We start from the raw sequence: 16,162 nt of genomic DNA, 5'->3' as shown, positions 1-16,162 counted from the left end.
GCTTCGTCTGATCGTCTCGGAACTGGTTGATCTCTCACCGTCGTTGCGGCGAGATGTCGCGCGATTCCCGGCTCGGTAGGCCGAGCACGTCCCTGGAGCGGTCCCGGTCCGGCCACTGCCGGGACTCGTACGCCGGGAGCCGTTCCGGCACGGCTCTGCGGCTCTGCGGCGCGGCGGTCGGCGGGGGAGCGGTGGCCCCTACGGCGTGGGCGGGCACACCAGGGTGCTGGTGACGGGCGGGTCGGGGAACTCCGAGCCGTCGTAGGCCTGCGTGCCGTCGCCGTACTCGAAGTGGAAGTAGTGCGCGGCGAAGCTGACGACGGGGTGCACCGTGCAGTCGGAGGTGGCGGGGTACTGGTAGGTCAGCGTGATGGTCCGGCTGGTGCCCGGCGCGATCGGCACCAGGGGCGCCGTCAGGTTCATGAGGGCCCGGAGTCCGAAGGGCTCCCAGCGCCCGAGGTCGCACCAGCTCACCTGGCCGGAGCACCCGGTGAGCACCGCCCGGGTGCCGGGGGCGGGTTGTGGACCCGCCTCGACCATGGGCAGCCAGATGTAGAGGAAGGTCACGTCGACGGCCTGGCGGTTGGTGAACGTGACGGTCAGCGTGCCGGTCTGGCCGGGCGTCACGGTGGGGTGGTCGACGCTGAAGGTGAAGTACGGCGGCTGGGCGGAGGCCGTGGCGGACGCCTGCGGGGCGAAGCCCATCAGGCTGACGAGGAGGGCGAGGACGGCGACGACGCCGACGCGTCTTGTCGCGGAGTGGGGTGTGCGCATGAGCGGGCAGCGTAGGGAGCCGGGACCGTCCCGTCTGCCCCCTGGCGGAGAACCGGCCATGATCCGGACGCCGGGATTCCCCGGCCCGGGGACGGGGACGGCGCTCCGGCGTGATGCCGAAGCGGGTGCGGTGGGCGGCCGGCGACTCGCTGCCGGAGAAGGCCGGGTCGAGGTATCCGCCGCTGGTCGGGGTGGCTGCCGCCGGTGGCGGCCCGGCTGCCGCCAGGGCGGGTGCCGCGGCCGGTCGTCGGGCGGGCGGACGGGGAGCCCGGCGAAGCGGGGTGCCCGAACCGTTCGGGCGGAAGTCGGCGGGTTCGTACGGGCGCGGGCCGGGGACGGCCGCCGGCCGCGAGCGGCTCGGGTTGTCCGCGAACCGCTCGTGTGCCGTCTATGTGCCGCTCATGTGCCGCTCGCGAACCGCTCCGATCTCCGTCAGGGCCCCGAAGGTGGTCCAGCACCACGTCATTCCGCAACGATCCGTTAGTCTCACGTGAGGTGATGATTCTCGGCTTCGGGAGGATGACCCATGGCCGTGCACGTGACCGTGTGGGATGACCGCGATCGAGCCGGAGAAGGCCGGAACCCGACAGCTTCGGTGGTCCCGACGACCGCTGCCGCCCCCGCCCTCTTCGTCCACAACATCTTCAGCTGGGGCAGCGACTCCACGTACGGGTTCGCCGGGCAGCGGCCCCTCGCGGACAGCCGACGGCTCCTCCTGATGGATCGCCGGGGCTACGGCGACAGCCCGGACACCGCGCGCAGCGACTTCGACGTCGACGCCGCGGACGTGGTGGAGGTCCTCGGCGACGGGGCCCGCGCCGAGGGGCTCGGCGGCGCCCATCTCGTGGGGCACGGGAACGGCGCCGTCGCCGCGCTCATCGCCGCCGCGCGCCGGCCCGACCTCGTCCGCTCCCTTGCCCTCATCCAGCCCTCCGCCTTCACCGCCGCCGCGCACCATCCGGTCGTCGCCGACCTCCTCGACCGGGTCCGCGACGGTGCCCCGGGCAGCTTGGACGGCGTCACGCCGGAGCAGTATCTGCGTGCGTCCACCGAGGGGTTGGGGATGGACATGCCGGAGCCCACGTCGCGCCGGCTCCGTGCCGTCGCCACCTCCATGGGGGAACGGCCCGTCTGGGAGGCGGAAATCCCGCTGGAGGTGATCCGGGGCGCCGCCCTGCCGGTTCTGGTGATCTGCGGAACCTGGGAGCCCGCGCCGGCCGCGTACCGCGAGCACGTGGGGCTCCCCCTCATGGCCGTGGCCGAGTCCCTCACCGACTCCCTCGCGGGCCGCCTGCTGCGGGTGCCCGGGTACTACCCGCACACCCAGGAGCCCGCCGCCGTCAACGCCGTCCTGCGGGAGTTCTGGGGCTGACCCGCTTCCATCCCGCGCGGAAGCACTGTCCCCGCATCCCGGGGCCGGGTCCAGTACTACGCTTTGCCTGCTCAGAGGCTGCGCGTGGTGGGTGTGGCGGGCTGGTGCCGGATCAGGGGCGGTCTTCACCGGGCTGTCCGTCGATGGTGTGCAGCCGGCGTTGGCAGCCGCGGGCGGCGGCCTGGAAGCACTCGTCCATCGCCCAGCGCACTTCGGCCGCACCGACCCCGCGAGGCCGGTGCGGCAGGGGATTGGAGCCTACGAGAGGAACTGCAGGGAGGACACCTTGGCGCGGGTGACCGGGATCGGAGCGCTGCCTCCCCGTTGTAGTTGATGTCCTTGTAGAGGCACAGCCGGCCCGACGGGCAGGCGGTCTTGCCCTACCCGGATGTGAGGTAGGTGTCGGCGGCCCGGTTTTCCGCCTGCACTGTCGAGGCGGCAAACGCCGGCGCCCCAGGAGACGCCGGCCCGCTGGTCTGTCTCGGCGAAGTTCGGCCGCCGGCAGCTCCGTTCACGGAGACGAACGCGTCGGACGGGCACAACGGCCAGGTCTCTTCCGTCCGCTGGGCTTCGCAGTCGACGTAGCGGATCCACCGCGGGCACAGGGACCGGGCCGTCTTCGCGCCAGCGGCACGGCAGGCACCGTCAACCCTGCCCGCCCGGAGCGGTGGCGAGTCGGCCGAGTAGCGCCATCACGATGATCCGGATGTTCTTGTCGTTCGTCACCGCGCAGTGGGCTTCGACGCCTCGTTCGTCCCGGTCCTGATCCGGCTCGGTCAAGCCCACCCGGATCAGGTCGACGGCGTACTCGCGGCTCCGGGAGTAGTCCGCCGCGGCGTTCGCCGCTTCGACGTGGTCGATGCGGCCGGGATCCGCGGCCCGCAGCAGCGCCGGGGTGGGCGGCGGGCCCAACACCTCTCCGACCCACCCCGAGACGGCCTCCCGGGGGCAGCCCCGATCCAGGTCCGAAGAGGCCGCAGCGACGAGCGCCAGTCGGATGAGGAGCGACCCGAACCAGGTCGTGGCCTCGGCCGGAGGTGTATCCGTGCCTCCCGGCGGCATGACCGCCTGGTACAGAGCCGCCGGGTCGTCGGCGTGCGCGGCGGCGATGACCGCCTTCACCGCGTTGCCGAGGGCAGGCTTGTCGATGGTCATGTCGTCGGTTCTCCTCATGATCGGTGGCCGCCAGGTGCGCGGTGAACGGTCGGTGGAGGGCAGGCTTGCCCCGCTACAGGCGGCAGGTCGACCGGCCGACGGCCAGGACCGGTGCGGTTCTGCCTCACCCACTCCTTGAGTGCCTGACCTGTGGTCATGCAGCTGTGGACACCGTAGAGTCCCTGGATCGGCCCGCGCAGGCGAAAGCGGGTTCCGCCCCTTTCTGTCCCTCCTGAGTGTGTTCCGGTCAGCCGCGCGGAGGACCAGCAACTTCACCCCCGACTCGATCGTGACCAGGACGCCGGGCGGCCCCGAGGATCCGTCCTCCCGCCACACGGCCGCCGAAGCGATCGTCGGCCGCCGGTAGCGCGCCTGCCCCGCGGAATGGGTCACGCCCGAAGCCTCGCAGGTCACGACGGGGCCGGCCCGTGCGCCCGGAGACAGCTTCAACCCCGCCCCCGCGACCGCGCGCTCGTGCCTGTTCCCTGGCCCCGGGAACAGGCACGGGCCGGCCGGTGAGCGCGACGCCATCGGACGCGAGCTGATCCACCCCGCAGCCCGGCACGGGCCGGCCGGCGGCCCGCAGCGCCATGCGAGCGGTGCGTGCGGGAGTGCGTCCTGGCCCGCAGCTGAAGCCGCGGGTCAGGGAGCTGGCACCAGATCAGACGGTCACCGTGTGGCCGGAATCAGGTTCGCCGGCTCGTCCAGCCACGCCCGGTGCTCCCCGTCCACGGTCAGCCCGAACCGTTCGAAGCCCGGCCGGCCCGCCTTCTCCCACCACCGGACGACGTCCTCGACCTCCGACCACACCCGGCGAGGACCCGACTGCCGAACCTCGTACCGTTCCGCGCCGTCCACGTAGTCGACCGTCGCCCACGACGTGACGCCCGTGTCGAACAACCACAGGGTGGTCATCCCGTCGCCGTCGCTGCGCCGGTAGTACACGTCGGGCACGCCCAAACCCACGACGAAGGACGCCAGCCAGTCGTCGACGACGCTCAGCGGGCTGAGATCGGTGAACTCCTGCACCGCATCCCCGGGCCAGTCACCGGGCAGGTAGTCGTCGACGGGCGGAGCCTGGTAGCGCTGCTGCCGCATCCGCATGAACGCCGAGGAGCCGGTGAACGGGCCCTCGGCGCTGTCGCCGGCCACGGCCAGGCGGGCCACCGCTCCGCCCCCGAACAGCGGCGAGAAGGGCAGCACCAGCACGCCCTGCGGCCGGATCTGTCCGATCACGGCTGCGGGGACCTCCCGCACCGAGCAGGTGAGGATCCCCCGGTCGTACGGGGCCTCCGGCGGGTACCCGTCCGCCGCGTCGCCCACCACCGCGGTCGGGACGGCGTCGAGAACCCGGAAGTTCGCCGCGGCCTGGGCGGCGACCTCCGGGTCCAGCTCCACGGTCACCACGTTGTGCGCACCCTGGCGCCGGGCCAGCAGTGCGGCGTTCCAGCCCGGGCCCGTCCCGCCCTCCCAGACCTTGTGGCCTTCGTGGACGTCCAGGTCGCGCAGCATGGAGGCCACCATCGTCGGCATGGACACCGAGGACGTCGGCTCCCGCGGCCCGCCGTCCGCACCGTCATCCCACTGCGTCACGATCGCCACGTCGGAGCACGCGAGCTCGAACCACCGCTCGGGAGTCTTAGCCCGGTCGCAGCGCTCGTAGCCGTCACTGGTGCTCGCCCAGAAGAGGTCCGGGAGGAACAGGTGGCGGCCGACGGCGAGGAAGGCCTCCCGCCAGTCCGGGGTCAGCGCGCCCGAGGCCTCCAACTGGTCGATCAGCCGGGCCTGCACGCCGGCGGCCATCACTTGTGCTTCGGATCGGGAGCCGGCCCCTGCCCGTCCGGGTTCGGCATCGGGCCGATCCGAGGGCCGCCGGGCTTGGCGTGAGAGCCGCCCTTGCCGTCGTTCGGACCGCCCTTGTTCTCGTCGCCCACGGTGCTCCTCCTCCTGCATGACGCTCCGAAGATCCGCTGGGCGGAGCGTAGTCGATCCGACACTCAAAGTGAATGGGACGGTTGTGGATCCGCTGCCGCCGGGCGAGATGGGCCGGCGGGCCGAAGGCCTGGCCGCCAGCGAAGAAGCCGTCCGCCACTACCGCATGCTGGCCGACGCGAACCCGAAGGCCTTCGACCCGCACCTGCAACGGTCCCTGACCGTGGTCGCCTGGCTCGAAGGCCTCGAACCGTAGCCGGGTGAGGCGGCTACCGCCGCAAGCTCCGGCGGGGGAGCATCACATGCTCGGAATGGCGCTCCCTGCCGGTCCTGCGTACCTTGCGGCGGCCGGCACCTGATGTGCCTCGCGCGGTGTTCGCCCGGATCTCCTGGGCGTCGTCGGGCTCGGTGGCCTGATCACAGGGTCAGGCCACGTGGTCAGGCCACGTCTCCCATGGCGCGGCGCCGGCTGCGGAGATGCCCACGGAGGGGTCCTCGGCCGTCCCCCGGCTTCGGGCCACGCCGGTTCGCTACATCCAGCTGGCGGCCCAGTGGTGGACGCCGTAGGCGTCGGGGAACTCCTCGCCCGCCCGGTGTTTCTCGTTGAATCCGTACGGATAGAACAGTTCGCTCGGGAAAACCGTGATCGCCGATCGGCCGGCCTCCTCCGACAGCCGCTTGTAGACGGTGGTGGCCAGTCCGGGACCGGTCTTCAACGCCGCATTCGCATCGGCGAACTCCTTGACCCTGAGGGGCAGTTCCTGCACACAGGCGGCCATGAACGGGTGGTCGGGCACCGCACCCATGATGCCCGTCGACACGTGTACGCCGTCCTCACTGGCGGCGAAGACATCCAGTTCCCCGAGGAGACGGTCCAGGGGGCGCAGGCACTCGAAGTCGGTGTCGATGTAGATGCCGCCGTGGCGCAGCAGGATCTCGTACCGTGCCACGTCGGACTTCTCCGACCAGCTGTCCAGCGCGACGAACGCGTCACCATTGGTGAGGAAGCCGGAACGGGAGGGGTCGAGGTCGTCCTCGGTCCACAGCCGGTACTCCCAGTCGGGGTGGTGGTGCTGCCAACTGCGGGAGTAGGCGCGGAACCGCTCCGGCATCGGACCGCCCATCCAGACCTGGTGGAAAACCCGGGGTATCGACACGTGATGGTCCTCTCTTCCGTTTCCGGAGGATTCGCCCCGACCGGAAGGACGGCGCGTTTCGTCCGCCCCACGGGAACGCCCGCGGGGCGGCGTGCACTTGCAGGATCCTCATGTCCCGGAACTGGAGTACAAGGCGGCCTGCGACCGCCAGAACACCAGCGCGAGCCACAGCAGCAGCGGCCCGGCGCACGGCGAGGCCAGGACGAGCCAGAGCGGGACACGGAGGTCACCGGCCCTGCCGATCAACGCGGTCGCCGGCAGGTAGGCCACGAAGGCGACAGGCACGAGGAAGGTGAGTACGAAGCGGGTGGGCCCGGGGAAGACCGTGAGCGGGTAGCCCCCGAAGGTGTTCATGACGTTGTCGACCACCGAACGCAGGGAGCGGTTGGAAAGGGTTCGGAAGGACAGCGCGCTGATACCGATCTGGACGGCGCCCTCGACCATCGCGCCACCCACCAGGGCCGGCACGAGGTAGAGGAGGGCCGTCGCCGAGTGCAGCGGGTCGAGGTTCCAGACGGCGCCGGCGAGGATGGCGGCCCCGGTCAGCAGGTCACCGACCGCCGGCAGGTGCGCCTGTCGGCAGAGCAGTTGCAGCAGGACCCCGGTGGGGCGGACCAGGTAGCGGTCGAACTCGCCGGTGCGAATGGTGAGGTCGAGATAGAAGAGCTGGTTGCCCGGTACCACCCAGAGGCCGTGCGATGTCAGGCGCATGCCGTACAACAGGCAGATCTCCGCCATGGACCATCCGCCGACCGTCCCGAAACGGGTGGAGACGACCCAGATGAAAACGAGACCCACTCCTTGGAAGGCGGCACCGCCGACGCAGCCGACCAGGAGGTTCCCGCGGTACTGGAGCTGGGCCTTCAGGGCCACGTGCAGCAGCAACCGGAACGCGAGCGGACGTGGGACAGGACGGGCGGCGGAACAGGGCGCGGAGTCTCCCGGGGGCGTCATGGTCACCCCCCCTGCACGACGACGCGTCGCAGGGCCCTGAGCCACACCAGTCTCAGGACCAGCCACAGCGCGATGGCCCAGGCGCACTGGACGGCCAGTGCCTGCAGGATGTCGCGGGTCCCGTGCATCTGGCCGAGGTACAGGGCAGTGGGGATGTAGACCATGGTCTGGAAGGGCAGCAGGCGGGTCACGTCGGCCAGCCAGTCGGGCATGAACCACAACGGCACCAGGGCCCCGGAGAAGAAGCGCGCCGTCATCAGGTAGACGGAGTAGACCCCGTCCAGTTCCAGGGTCCAGAACGAGATCATGCCGACGATCACGCCCAGCAGGAGGGCGCTGCTGTAGGCGGGAACCAGGCTGACGACGTAGGCGAGCATCGCCGTGGCGGAGGCGGGGGCCTGCGCGCCGCCCGCCAGCACGGAGAAGACCAGCGCGACGGCCACGAACGGAACCATGGCGAGGGTGCTGCCGGCCCTGGCGGCGATCATCTGGGAGGTGAAGCGGACGGGGCGGGCGAGATCCAGGGCCACGACGCCCTCCCGCACCCGTAGTTGGAGCGTCGACAGTCCCCCGGAATCCGTGAGCCAGGACTGCACCGAGGCCAGGACGACGTAGGTGATCTGGGTGGCGAGGGTGATCTCGTGTCCCCCCTCCACAGTCGCGCTTCCCGAGCGGGGGTAGACGGCGGTCCACACCAGACGAAGCATGTAGATCTGGAGCAACAGGCCCGCCAGGCCGAAGAGGACGTCGCTCCGGTAGGCGTACTGGCTGCGCGCCTGGACACGGGCCAGGGCGGTGTACGCCGCCAGGCGCTGACGCGGTCCCAGCCGGGCCGAGGGCCTCATCACCCGCCCTCGCTTCCGGAGTAGATCCGGTGGATGACACCCTCGAGGGCCGACTCGGTGATCGACAGGTCCGTGACGCGGTGCCGGGCCAGTACGGCGGCGATGATCTCCGGGCTCTGGGTTTCCTTCGGAGCGAAGCGGAGTGAGACGACCCCGGGTTCGGCGGCACCGGACCGCACGCACTCGACGCCGGGCAGGTCGACGCCCTGCCACGTGGTGCCTTCGGCGAGGTGGAACACCAGTTCCCGGTGCGGCGCGAACTGAGTCTTGAGCTCGTCGACGGCGCCGTCGTAGAGCACCCGGCCTCCGTCGATGAGGATGATACGAGTGCACAGCCGCTCGACGTCGCCGAGGTCGTGGGTGGTCAGGACCACGCTGGTGCCGTGCACCCGGTTCTGGGTGGCGATGAACTCGCGCATGCGTTCCCTGGCGATGATGTCCAGCCCGATGGTGGGTTCGTCGAGGAAGAGGATCCGCGGCTCGGGCAACATCGCGGCGGCGAGGTCTCCGCGCATGCGCTGCCCGAGGGACAGCTGACGCACCGGCGTGTCCAGGAACGGGCCCAGCATCAGCATGTCCGTGAAGTGGGTGATGTTCCGCCGGTAGCGGGTTCGCTCCACTCCGTAGAGCCTGCCCACCGTCTCCAGGGAGTCCCGCAGCGGAAGGTCCCACCACAGCTGGCTGCGCTGGCCGAAGACGACGCCGATGTTGCGGGCGTGCCGCTCGCGCTCGCGCCAGGGAACGACCCCGGCGACCTCCAGGTGCCCGGCGGTGGGCCGCAGAATCCCGGCGAGCATCTTGACGGTCGTCGACTTGCCGGCGCCGTTGGGCCCCAGGTACCCGACCAACTCCCCTTCACCGATCGAGAATTCGATGCCGTCGACGGCGAGCTTGCTCGTGTACTGGCGGGTGAGCAGGGTCCGCAGGCCGCCGAACGGCCCGTCGATCCTCTTGGGCCTCCGGAACTCCTTGACCAGGCCCGCCACTTCGATCAGCGACACACGACACCCTTCCTTTGACAACGGACGGCCGAACGGGAGGGACGTTCCGGTCGGTCGCGGGCCATCCCCGGCAGCCGGGCTCGCATCCCGGGCGGGTGCCGTATTCCATGGCGAAGGTGCCCGCCGGACCGAGGCGGGCACGCGTGGAGACGACCGCGGCGATGAGGTCCCCTGTGAGCGGTTCGACGGGCCCTTCGCCGGCGGGTGCAGCGCTCTCCGTGAAGAACTCCGGCAAGTTGTCCGAAGACCAGGTGGAGATCCCAGAGTTGCCCATGCTTAATTGTCCGTCTACAAAAAACGGCTGAGTCCCAAGTGAACTGCGGACAACCCGACTTGGCCGCGGACAGACGGGAGCGAAGAGTGGGAAGCACCGGCCGCCCCCAGGGGCGACTCAAGGGAGAGACCGAGCAGGCCGACGCGCTGGCCCGGTTCGTGCGCCAGCTGACCTCCGGACTCACCGTCCGTGAACTCGCCCAGCGGTATCCGGCGGGCAGGACCACGTGGAGCGAGTACCGCTCCGCGGGGAAGGACATTCCCTGGGACCTGCTCCAGCAGTTGGTCCATGACCTCACGAAGGACCCGTCTGCCCGGAAGGAGCTGCTCACCCAGGCCGGCCACCTGCACGAACAGGCGGTCCAGGCGGCTGCGGCGTACCCGTCACCGGCGGCGGAACGGTCGATGGTGCAGCAGGCGCTCGACCGGGCCAGGCACGCCCAGCAGCTGGCCGAGGCAGGCGTCGCGGAGTCGGAGGAGCTGATTCACGTCCTGGTGGCGATCGTGGCCGAGCTGTGGGGCCAACTGGGCTCCGGCATCGAGAACAAGACGCTCCGTGGCACACCGGTTCCCGACGCCACCGAGCTGCGGCGGGCCAGGCTGCGCGAGGCCACACGCAGCCTGGCCGAGCTGCGGCACATCAGGGAAAGCCACTGTGAACCGTAGGCCGCAACGGGGCGGACCCCACCGGAGGCGCGCCTCGCGCGCTCGTGCCGGCGGCCCGGCGCCGCGAACACCTCCCCGACTCGGTGCTTGGCGCACCCGGCCTCGGGGCCGGCCGGGGGTCGTGGAGCCGGACAGCTCAGCGGGGTCGGAGGCGAGTCGTAGGCGCGAGGTGCTGCCTTGTGTGGACTCCGGGACAGCGGCGCCGGGGCTCCTGGACCACCTGGAGGCCGAACGCGCCCGGATCAGCGAACGGATCACCGACCTCGCCGCGGCACGCGACCGACTCGACACGGTGCTCGCCAACACCCGTAACCCTCCGCCAGAGTGCACGCACCACCCGGAGTGGGAGGCTGAGGCCCGTCTGGCGGTCAGGCGGAGAAACGGATGGCGGCTCCGCCGGATCCGGTGACGCTACCGCGTTTCCCGGGGGCGGCCTCGGGCCTCCCCCAGCGCGGTGGTCGCGCCGCTGTACGGGCAGTTGACCGGAGAACAGCCCGATCGGCCTTGCCCGTCAGAGAGTTCGTCGCTTCGCTGTGTGGCGGCGTGGTAGGCGACGGGATCTCCAGGAGCCGGGTCCGCCGGGGGGCAGGAGATCGTCCCGCCAGCTGGACGGCAGTCGGCTTCGGACGGAGCGGGCCGCGTGTCCGCCCTCCCGTGCGGTGGCCGGGTCAGACCGGCAGCGAGACCAGGCGGTCGCCGGGGATGCCGGCCAGACCGGGCGTGTAGTAGTCGCGGATGCCGTCGGCCCAGGCGGTCACCGTGATCCGGTCGGCGGCATCCGGTTCGAACGCGTCGAACAGCGCGTGGATGTTGGGTGCGTCGAAACCCCATGCGATCATCAGGTCGAGGAAGCGGGTCCCCGACGTGCTGACGCACCGGCGCCCCGAGGAGAGGGCCCGCCTCGACGCCCTGAGCCGCGCCTTCGACCCGCAGACCCGGCGACGGCTGGAAGCCGCCGAGATCGCGCCCGACTGGTCCTGTCTGGAGATCGGCGCCGGCACCGTCGCCCACTGGATGGCCGCGCGTTGTCACCGGGGGAGTGTCACCGCGACCGACCTGGACGTGGCATTGGTCCGGGAACCGGTGCCGGCCAACCTCGCGGTGCTGGTGCACGACGTCACGGAGGACGCCTTCCCGGAGGGGGCCTTCCAGTTGATCCACGCGCGCGCCGTGCTCATGCACCTGCCTCAACGCGAGCGGATCATCCAGCGGATGCTGCCATGGCTGGCCCCGGGCGGGGTGCTCCTGGTGGAGGACCTCGTCCACTTCCCTCGGCACGGACTGCCCGCGTCCTCCCCGCTCAGGCGGGTCATCGACGCCTGGTGGGCTTCCCTCGCCACATCCTTCGGAATGGACGACACCTGGGGTGTGCGGGTGGCGGCCGCCATGCGCGACACCGGCTACGAGCACGTACGGTCCGAAGCGGACCTTCCCGCCTTCCACGCCGGATCACCGATCGCCGAGTTCTCCCGGCTGACCATTCAGGCGGTCGCCCCCCGACTCGTCAGCACCGGACTGCTCAGAGAGGCCGACGTGCACGCCGGCCTGGAGGAGATCGATGACCCCGGCCACCTCTCCTTCCCCATCGCCGTCGTCGCCACCTCCGGACACCGCCCCGCGAACTGAGGAGGCAACGGTCCACCGGCCGACGGCGGGCTGCCCCGCCTCGGTGGTGCCCGCACCGGCTCGCGGACAGGACGGGGGGCCATGCCCCATTCCGGCCTTCAGGAGCCGCGCGAGGCCGGCCGCGCCGCCATTCCCGCCCAGACCGGGGCGGCCAACGACCTACTTCGAGTTGCCTTCATACGTGAGTCGTGCCAATCACCGGTTCTATCCGGACCGGCGCGGTCCGGGCCCGCGACGTGATCCGGACGCGCGGGTGCGCGGTCGTAGGCGCTCTCCCTGCGGCCCGAACATGATCAGGTATTCGACCGGCCCGCCGGGTTCGGCGTTCGCGACTCCGTGGGCGGTGCGGGTGTCGAACTCAGCCGTCTCCCCGGCGCTCAGGACGAGGTCCTGCTCGCCGAGCGCCAGCCACAGCCGCCCGTACAGGACGCACAGCCATTCATACCCGTCGTGGGAGACCTGCCGCGGCCGCGACGGCGGCGCGTCGACGGCGGGCAGGACGTGCTTGTGGGCGTGCAGGCCCCCCACGTACCGGGTCAACGGCAGCACCACCTTGTCGCCGCCGGTACCCTGCGGCGTCCGGATGCGTGGTCCGGGCGCGGTGCCGGGTGCGGTGACGGGCGCGGTGCCGGCCAACTCGTCCAGGGAGACGCTGTACACCTTCGCGAGCTGCAGCAGCACCTCCAGGGTCGGCTTGCGCCGACCGGTCTCGATCCGCGACAGCGTGCTCGGCGAGATGCCGGTCGTGCGGCTGACGTCGGTGAGCGTGGCGCCGCGCTGCTCGCGCGCGGTCCGCAGCCGGGGGCCCATGGCCGCCAGCGTGTCGGCTGTGCCGTCGTCCGTCACCGTCGCCCCGCTCTCTCCAGCCGTGCGGCCTCCACCGCCCAGCCCTGCCCTGCCCTGCCCTGCCAGCTTGCCAGAATGGCAACGGTGCTCGCGTCGGGAGGCCGCCCCACCACAAGATCAATGGGTAACCGCGGCCGCCCGTGAACCGAGGAGATGCCATGCACCCGCCCATGCCGTCCGCCGACCTGCGCCACCGCACCATCGAGGCACCCGCCGGGCGCCTGCACCTCGTCGAACAGGGCACCGGACCGCTGGTCCTGCTCGTCCACGGCTTCCCCGAGTCCTGGTACTCCTGGCGCCGCCAGCTCCCGGCCCTCGCGGCGGCGGGGTACCGGGCCGCGGCGCTCGACGTGCGCGGCTACGGCCGTTCCTCCAAGCCGGCCGCGACCGACGCCTACCGGATGCTCGACCTGGTGGCGGACAACGTCGCCCTGGTACGCGCCCTGGGCGAGGAGAGGGCGGTGATCGTCGGGCACGACTGGGGCTCCAGCATCGCCGCGGCCTCCGCCCTGCTGCACCCCGAGGTCTTCCGCGCCGTCGCACTGCTGAGCGTCCCCTACGCACCACCCGGCGGCCCCCGCCCCACCGACGTCTTGGCGCGGATGGGCGGCGACCAGGAGTTCTACGTCTCCTACTTCCAGGAGCCCGGCCGGGCCGAAGCCGAGATGGAGCCCGACCTCCGGGGCTGGCTCGCGGGCTTCTACGCGGCCATGTCCGCCGACACCATGCCCGCCCCGAGCGAGCCCGACCCCCACTTCGTGGCCCGCACCGGCGGCCGGCTGCGCGACCGCTTCCCCAGCGGCAAGCTGCCCGCCTGGCTGACCGAGGACGACCTCGACGTCTACGCCGCGGAGTTCGAGCGCACCGGCATGACCGGAGCCCTCAACCGCTACCGCAACATGGACCGCGACTGGGAGGACCTCGCCCCGTACGCCGGCGCCCCGATCAAGCAGCCGTCCCTGTTCATCGGCGGCGCCCTGGACGCCTCCACGACCTGGATGGCCGACGCGATCGACGCCTACCCGACCACCCTCCCCGGCCTGGCCTCCGGCAACATCCTGGACGGCTGCGGACACTGGATCCAGCAGGAGCGTCCCGAGGAGGTCAACAGCCTGCTGACCGACTGGCTCGCCTCCCTCCAGGGCTGAACCCTCGGGTGTGCCCACCGGGCGCCGTCGCGGGAGATCCTCAGCCGACACACTCCGGAGCGGCGCCCGAACCTCACGTCCGCCCAGCGCCGCGCGTCCCCCCGGCGCGAGCAGGGCGGCGGAACCTCCACCCGCCTCCACCCCGCCTCCATCCCCTCCAGCCGGCAGCTGGGGCAGCACTCCTGCGAGGGCATGGAGGATCGGCTCGGGGCGCTGGGGTCGGCATCGCACGTCATGGTGCCGTGGAACAGTCCCTACCAGGACCGCGCCGCCAGAACCCGGCGCAGGGTACGCCCCCGAAGTCGGCGTCACCACCATTCCCGGCGCCGGGGGCGCTCCCACTTCTCGTCGACCTCTGGAAGCCCATCAGCCGCCTGGCGCCGCCGGCACTCACCAACCAACGCGCCGGCCATGCCCTGAGGGCACGGCCGGCGTTCCGGTCGCGGGGCTACAGTTCGCGGAAGTACACGGCCACGGGCAGCTTGATGCACCCGAGGCTTTCGTACAGTGCTCTGGCCGGGGCGTGGAACTCGTCGCCGCCGGTTCCGATTTCGGCGTAAACGGCTCCGTGGGCACGCATGTGGCCGAAGGCGTGCTCGCACAGCTCGGTTGCCAGGTGGTCACGACGGTGGCGCGCGTCGACGGCGAGGATGCCGATGGTTCCGTGCTCGCGGGCGGGGTCGATCTCCCAGCCCACATAGCCCGCGATCTGTCCGTCGAGGTCCGCGACGGCGGCGTGCTTGTTGTGCTCCGGGGTGTGCAGCGTGGTGAGGAGAGTGTGGTAGTCCTCGCGCCACTGGCCGTGCTGCCGGGTGAAGACGACCTCGCCGACCAGCGGTCGGAAGGAGTCCTCGTAGAACGGCCCGAAGGTCTCGATGGTGAGCTCGGTCAGCCGCGGAAGGTCACGCGGCTCGAAGCTGCGGATGATCACGAAATGCGCCTCTCGCTGAGGGGTCGACAACCGGAGGGACAGGCATCGACGGGCTCGCTCGCGGCGAAGGCGGGCGGCGAGTGAGCCCTCAGCAGCGCATGCGCCGGGAGGCGAAGCATTCCATGCACAGCAGATTAGTGACATCCTGCGGCGGGCGCAGACCTTTTCGGGTCCGCCTGCCGCCGCCTGTCGGAACGACGCGCTGAGCCGAGGGAGAGGCCGGCCCGGCGAGCGCCGAGACGGCGCAGCGGCTGGCCTCGACTCCGACTACTCGTCACCCTGAAACGCTGAGCTCAGTAACCACCCTGGCCCGCCTTCCGAACCGCCGTTTCCACGTGCACGTGAGGGGCACGCGGCGAAGGCTGAGCGGGTGGCAGGAGAACTCCGACCTCGCCGCTTGATCTTCCCTGCACCGACCTCAGGTCAGGGCAGCTCGACGAATCGGTGGACGCGAAAGGACGTCAGGTGGTCGGGCTCGATGCTCGCCGAGTCCACCCGGTAGCGGCCGGCGCCGAGTTCGAGAACGGTGCCGTCAGCGAGAGTCCCGACTTCGGTGCCGACGTAGGCGGCATCGAACATGACGAGCTCGCCCGAGGTCTTCAGGACAGGTCCTTCATCCCACTCGGCGCCGGGAAGTCCGGCCAGGACGATGTCAGCGACACCTTCCTCGCTTTCCGCGTAGCACCAGCGGACGAGGACTCGGTGCCCGGGAAGGTAGGCGGTGGAGAGCGGTTCGTCCCCGAGGACGAGCGCCTCGGCTTCATCGGGAAGGTCGAGGACACCAACGAGTTCCACCACCTCGCAGGCCCGGTCGTAGTCGCCCTCCGTGCCCGACCAGTGCGACAGGGCATCGCGTGGAACCACGATGAAGGGGCCGCCCTCCGTCTCCAGCCACGTCAAGGACATGCCGCCTCCAGCTCCAGGATCCCCGTTCCGTCGCGACAGCCTATGCGGCGCATCGGACACCGCAGCCTCGTGCCCGTGGTGATCGGGGGCGCGTTGATGAGCATCGTGGAGCTGACCACGCTGGCGATGTTCGACTCGACCTGGGCCGTGCCGACGGGTGGGTTCGCGTGGGAGGCGGCCGCCCGCACCCGGCTGGACCGGAGTTCGCAGAGCTGCGAACAGCAGGGTTCGGGCGGGCTCGCGGCGGGCGAGCAGGTCCTCTTCCGGTACGTGCGTGGGGGCGTAGGGCGGTCCGCAGGAGCCGAGTTCGACCCGCAGCCGGTCGACGTGCTGGTTGAAATCGCTCCACTCGCTCTCGGGCGGTTGGGCCCGGCGACGGTGGAGGAACTCCTGGCAATGCCGGACCACGCCGTCGCCGAAGATCGCTGAAGGTGGAGTCGGGCATTGGAACCGGCCGGGATGCCTGCCGCACCCAGGCTCCCTGGACGGTCGGTCCGTGGTGCAGGCGGCCCGGTCGCCGGCTGACGCATCCTGGGCGGCCGGCGAAATCACGCGATCACTGTCGGCAGACGGTGC

17 protein-coding genes and 2 pseudogenes are annotated in these 16,162 nt (G+C 71.2%); 6 read left to right on the top strand and 13 right to left on the bottom strand.

Features of this window, described 5'->3' with window-relative positions; genetic code table 11:
* Window positions 1-198: 198 nt before the first annotated feature.
* A complete protein-coding gene (locus tag ACIQOW_RS09800; RefSeq protein ID WP_401081972.1) occupies window positions 199-774 on the bottom strand; it encodes a hypothetical protein in 576 nt (191 codons plus the stop codon).
* 526 nt (window positions 775-1,300) lie between these two features.
* Here ACIQOW_RS09800 and ACIQOW_RS09795 point away from each other — a divergent pair.
* Window positions 1,301-2,146 (top strand): alpha/beta fold hydrolase, encoded by an 846-nt coding sequence (locus ACIQOW_RS09795; protein ID WP_401081969.1) that lies wholly within the window; start codon window positions 1,301-1,303, stop codon window positions 2,144-2,146.
* A 125-nt stretch (window positions 2,147-2,271) separates the two neighbouring features.
* Here ACIQOW_RS09795 and ACIQOW_RS09790 read toward each other — a convergent pair.
* The 4 genes and pseudogenes from ACIQOW_RS09790 to ACIQOW_RS09775 form a co-directional block, all read right to left on the bottom strand.
* Window positions 2,272-2,517, bottom strand: a pseudogene (locus tag ACIQOW_RS09790) (peptidase inhibitor family I36 protein); the annotation flags it as partial.
* Window positions 2,518-2,791: 274 nt separating this feature from the next.
* Window positions 2,792-3,301, bottom strand: a complete 510-nt coding sequence (locus tag ACIQOW_RS09785) for a hypothetical protein (protein WP_401081966.1) — start codon at window positions 3,299-3,301, stop codon at window positions 2,792-2,794.
* Between the two features lie 669 nt (window positions 3,302-3,970).
* Window positions 3,971-5,104: a protein-L-isoaspartate(D-aspartate) O-methyltransferase gene (locus ACIQOW_RS09780; protein WP_401081963.1), complete on the bottom strand. Its 1,134-nt coding sequence runs from the start codon at window positions 5,102-5,104 to the stop codon at window positions 3,971-3,973.
* Window positions 5,104-5,235, bottom strand: coding sequence for a hypothetical protein (locus ACIQOW_RS09775; RefSeq protein ID WP_401081960.1), 132 nt, complete (start codon window positions 5,233-5,235; stop codon window positions 5,104-5,106). Before ACIQOW_RS09775 ends, ACIQOW_RS09780 begins: the two co-directional genes overlap by 1 nt.
* Before the next feature lie 83 nt (window positions 5,236-5,318).
* On the opposite strand from ACIQOW_RS09775, the gene ACIQOW_RS09770 reads away from it, so the two are divergent.
* Complete coding sequence (locus ACIQOW_RS09770) at window positions 5,319-5,489, top strand: hypothetical protein (RefSeq protein ID WP_401081957.1); 171 nt, start codon at window positions 5,319-5,321, stop codon at window positions 5,487-5,489.
* Window positions 5,490-5,763: 274 nt separating this feature from the next.
* On the opposite strand, the gene ACIQOW_RS09765 is transcribed toward ACIQOW_RS09770, so the two are convergent.
* The 4 genes from ACIQOW_RS09765 to ACIQOW_RS09750 form a co-directional block, all read right to left on the bottom strand.
* The gene (locus tag ACIQOW_RS09765) at window positions 5,764-6,390 is read right to left on the bottom strand and encodes a glycosyltransferase (protein ID WP_401081954.1); all 627 of its coding nucleotides are present in this window, start codon (window positions 6,388-6,390) and stop codon (window positions 5,764-5,766) included.
* Window positions 6,391-6,498: 108 nt separating this feature from the next.
* Window positions 6,499-7,275 carry an ABC transporter permease gene (locus tag ACIQOW_RS09760; RefSeq protein WP_401081951.1) on the bottom strand — a complete coding sequence of 259 codons (777 nt, stop codon included), beginning with the start codon at window positions 7,273-7,275 and terminating at the stop codon, window positions 6,499-6,501.
* Window positions 7,276-7,346: 71 nt separating this feature from the next.
* A complete protein-coding gene (locus ACIQOW_RS09755) occupies window positions 7,347-8,189 on the bottom strand; it encodes an ABC transporter permease (protein ID WP_401081948.1) in 843 nt (280 codons plus the stop codon).
* A complete protein-coding gene (locus tag ACIQOW_RS09750) occupies window positions 8,189-9,190 on the bottom strand; it encodes an ATP-binding cassette domain-containing protein (protein WP_401081945.1) in 1,002 nt (333 codons plus the stop codon). The genes ACIQOW_RS09755 and ACIQOW_RS09750 overlap by 1 nt, the downstream gene beginning before the upstream one ends.
* A gap of 360 nt (window positions 9,191-9,550) precedes the next feature.
* On the opposite strand from ACIQOW_RS09750, the gene ACIQOW_RS09745 reads away from it, so the two are divergent.
* Window positions 9,551-10,129: a hypothetical protein gene (locus tag ACIQOW_RS09745; protein WP_401081942.1), complete on the top strand. Its 579-nt coding sequence runs from the start codon at window positions 9,551-9,553 to the stop codon at window positions 10,127-10,129.
* A gap of 668 nt (window positions 10,130-10,797) precedes the next feature.
* On the opposite strand, the pseudogene ACIQOW_RS09740 reads toward ACIQOW_RS09745, so the two are convergent.
* A pseudogene (locus ACIQOW_RS09740) lies at window positions 10,798-10,980 on the bottom strand (calcium-binding protein); the annotation flags it as partial.
* Window positions 10,981-10,993: 13 nt separating this feature from the next.
* Here ACIQOW_RS09740 and ACIQOW_RS09735 point away from each other — a divergent pair.
* Entirely contained in the window at window positions 10,994-11,755 is a 762-nt protein-coding gene (locus ACIQOW_RS09735) for a class I SAM-dependent methyltransferase (protein ID WP_401081939.1), read from the top strand.
* 204 nt (window positions 11,756-11,959) lie between these two features.
* Here the strand turns inward: ACIQOW_RS09735 and ACIQOW_RS09730 are convergent, their stop codons facing one another.
* On the bottom strand, window positions 11,960-12,601 hold the full coding sequence (locus tag ACIQOW_RS09730; RefSeq protein ID WP_401081936.1) for a helix-turn-helix domain-containing protein: 642 nt from the start codon (window positions 12,599-12,601) through the stop codon (window positions 11,960-11,962).
* A 158-nt stretch (window positions 12,602-12,759) separates the two neighbouring features.
* Here ACIQOW_RS09730 and ACIQOW_RS09725 point away from each other — a divergent pair, with 158 nt between their 5' ends.
* Window positions 12,760-13,749, top strand: a complete 990-nt coding sequence (locus tag ACIQOW_RS09725) for an alpha/beta fold hydrolase (RefSeq protein ID WP_401081933.1) — start codon at window positions 12,760-12,762, stop codon at window positions 13,747-13,749.
* 448 nt (window positions 13,750-14,197) lie between these two features.
* On the opposite strand, the gene ACIQOW_RS09720 is transcribed toward ACIQOW_RS09725, so the two are convergent.
* Both ACIQOW_RS09720 and ACIQOW_RS09715 read right to left on the bottom strand, forming a co-directional pair.
* Entirely contained in the window at window positions 14,198-14,680 is a 483-nt protein-coding gene (locus tag ACIQOW_RS09720; RefSeq protein ID WP_401081930.1) for a GNAT family N-acetyltransferase, read from the bottom strand.
* Between the two features lie 423 nt (window positions 14,681-15,103).
* Window positions 15,104-15,586, bottom strand: coding sequence for an Imm21 family immunity protein (locus tag ACIQOW_RS09715; protein ID WP_401081927.1), 483 nt, complete (start codon window positions 15,584-15,586; stop codon window positions 15,104-15,106).
* Window positions 15,587-15,655: 69 nt separating this feature from the next.
* Here ACIQOW_RS09715 and ACIQOW_RS09710 point away from each other — a divergent pair, with 69 nt between their 5' ends.
* Window positions 15,656-16,015, top strand: coding sequence for a hypothetical protein (locus tag ACIQOW_RS09710; protein WP_401081924.1), 360 nt, complete (start codon window positions 15,656-15,658; stop codon window positions 16,013-16,015).
* The last annotated feature ends 147 nt before the right edge of the window (window positions 16,016-16,162 follow it).

Origin of the sequence: Kitasatospora sp. NPDC091335 (assembly GCF_044757205.1) — a bacterium.
Taxonomy (GTDB): domain Bacteria; phylum Actinomycetota; class Actinomycetes; order Streptomycetales; family Streptomycetaceae; genus Kitasatospora.
This window is presented reverse-complemented; position numbering and strand designations above follow the sequence as displayed.

Excerpts from the sequence above, each read along its gene's own strand:
- ACIQOW_RS09800 (WP_401081972.1), bottom strand. The coding sequence starts at position 774 with ATGCGCACACCCCACTCCGCGACAAGACGCGTCGGCGTCGTCGCCGTC.
- ACIQOW_RS09795 (WP_401081969.1), top strand. The coding sequence starts at position 1,301 with ATGGCCGTGCACGTGACCGTGTGGGATGACCGCGATCGAGCCGGAGAA.
- ACIQOW_RS09785 (WP_401081966.1), bottom strand. The coding sequence starts at position 3,301 with ATGACCATCGACAAGCCTGCCCTCGGCAACGCGGTGAAGGCGGTCATC.
- ACIQOW_RS09780 (WP_401081963.1), bottom strand. The coding sequence starts at position 5,104 with ATGGCCGCCGGCGTGCAGGCCCGGCTGATCGACCAGTTGGAGGCCTCG.
- ACIQOW_RS09755 (WP_401081948.1), bottom strand. The coding sequence starts at position 8,189 with ATGAGGCCCTCGGCCCGGCTGGGACCGCGTCAGCGCCTGGCGGCGTAC.
- ACIQOW_RS09725 (WP_401081933.1), top strand. The coding sequence starts at position 12,760 with ATGCACCCGCCCATGCCGTCCGCCGACCTGCGCCACCGCACCATCGAG.
- ACIQOW_RS09715 (WP_401081927.1), bottom strand. The coding sequence starts at position 15,586 with ATGTCCTTGACGTGGCTGGAGACGGAGGGCGGCCCCTTCATCGTGGTT.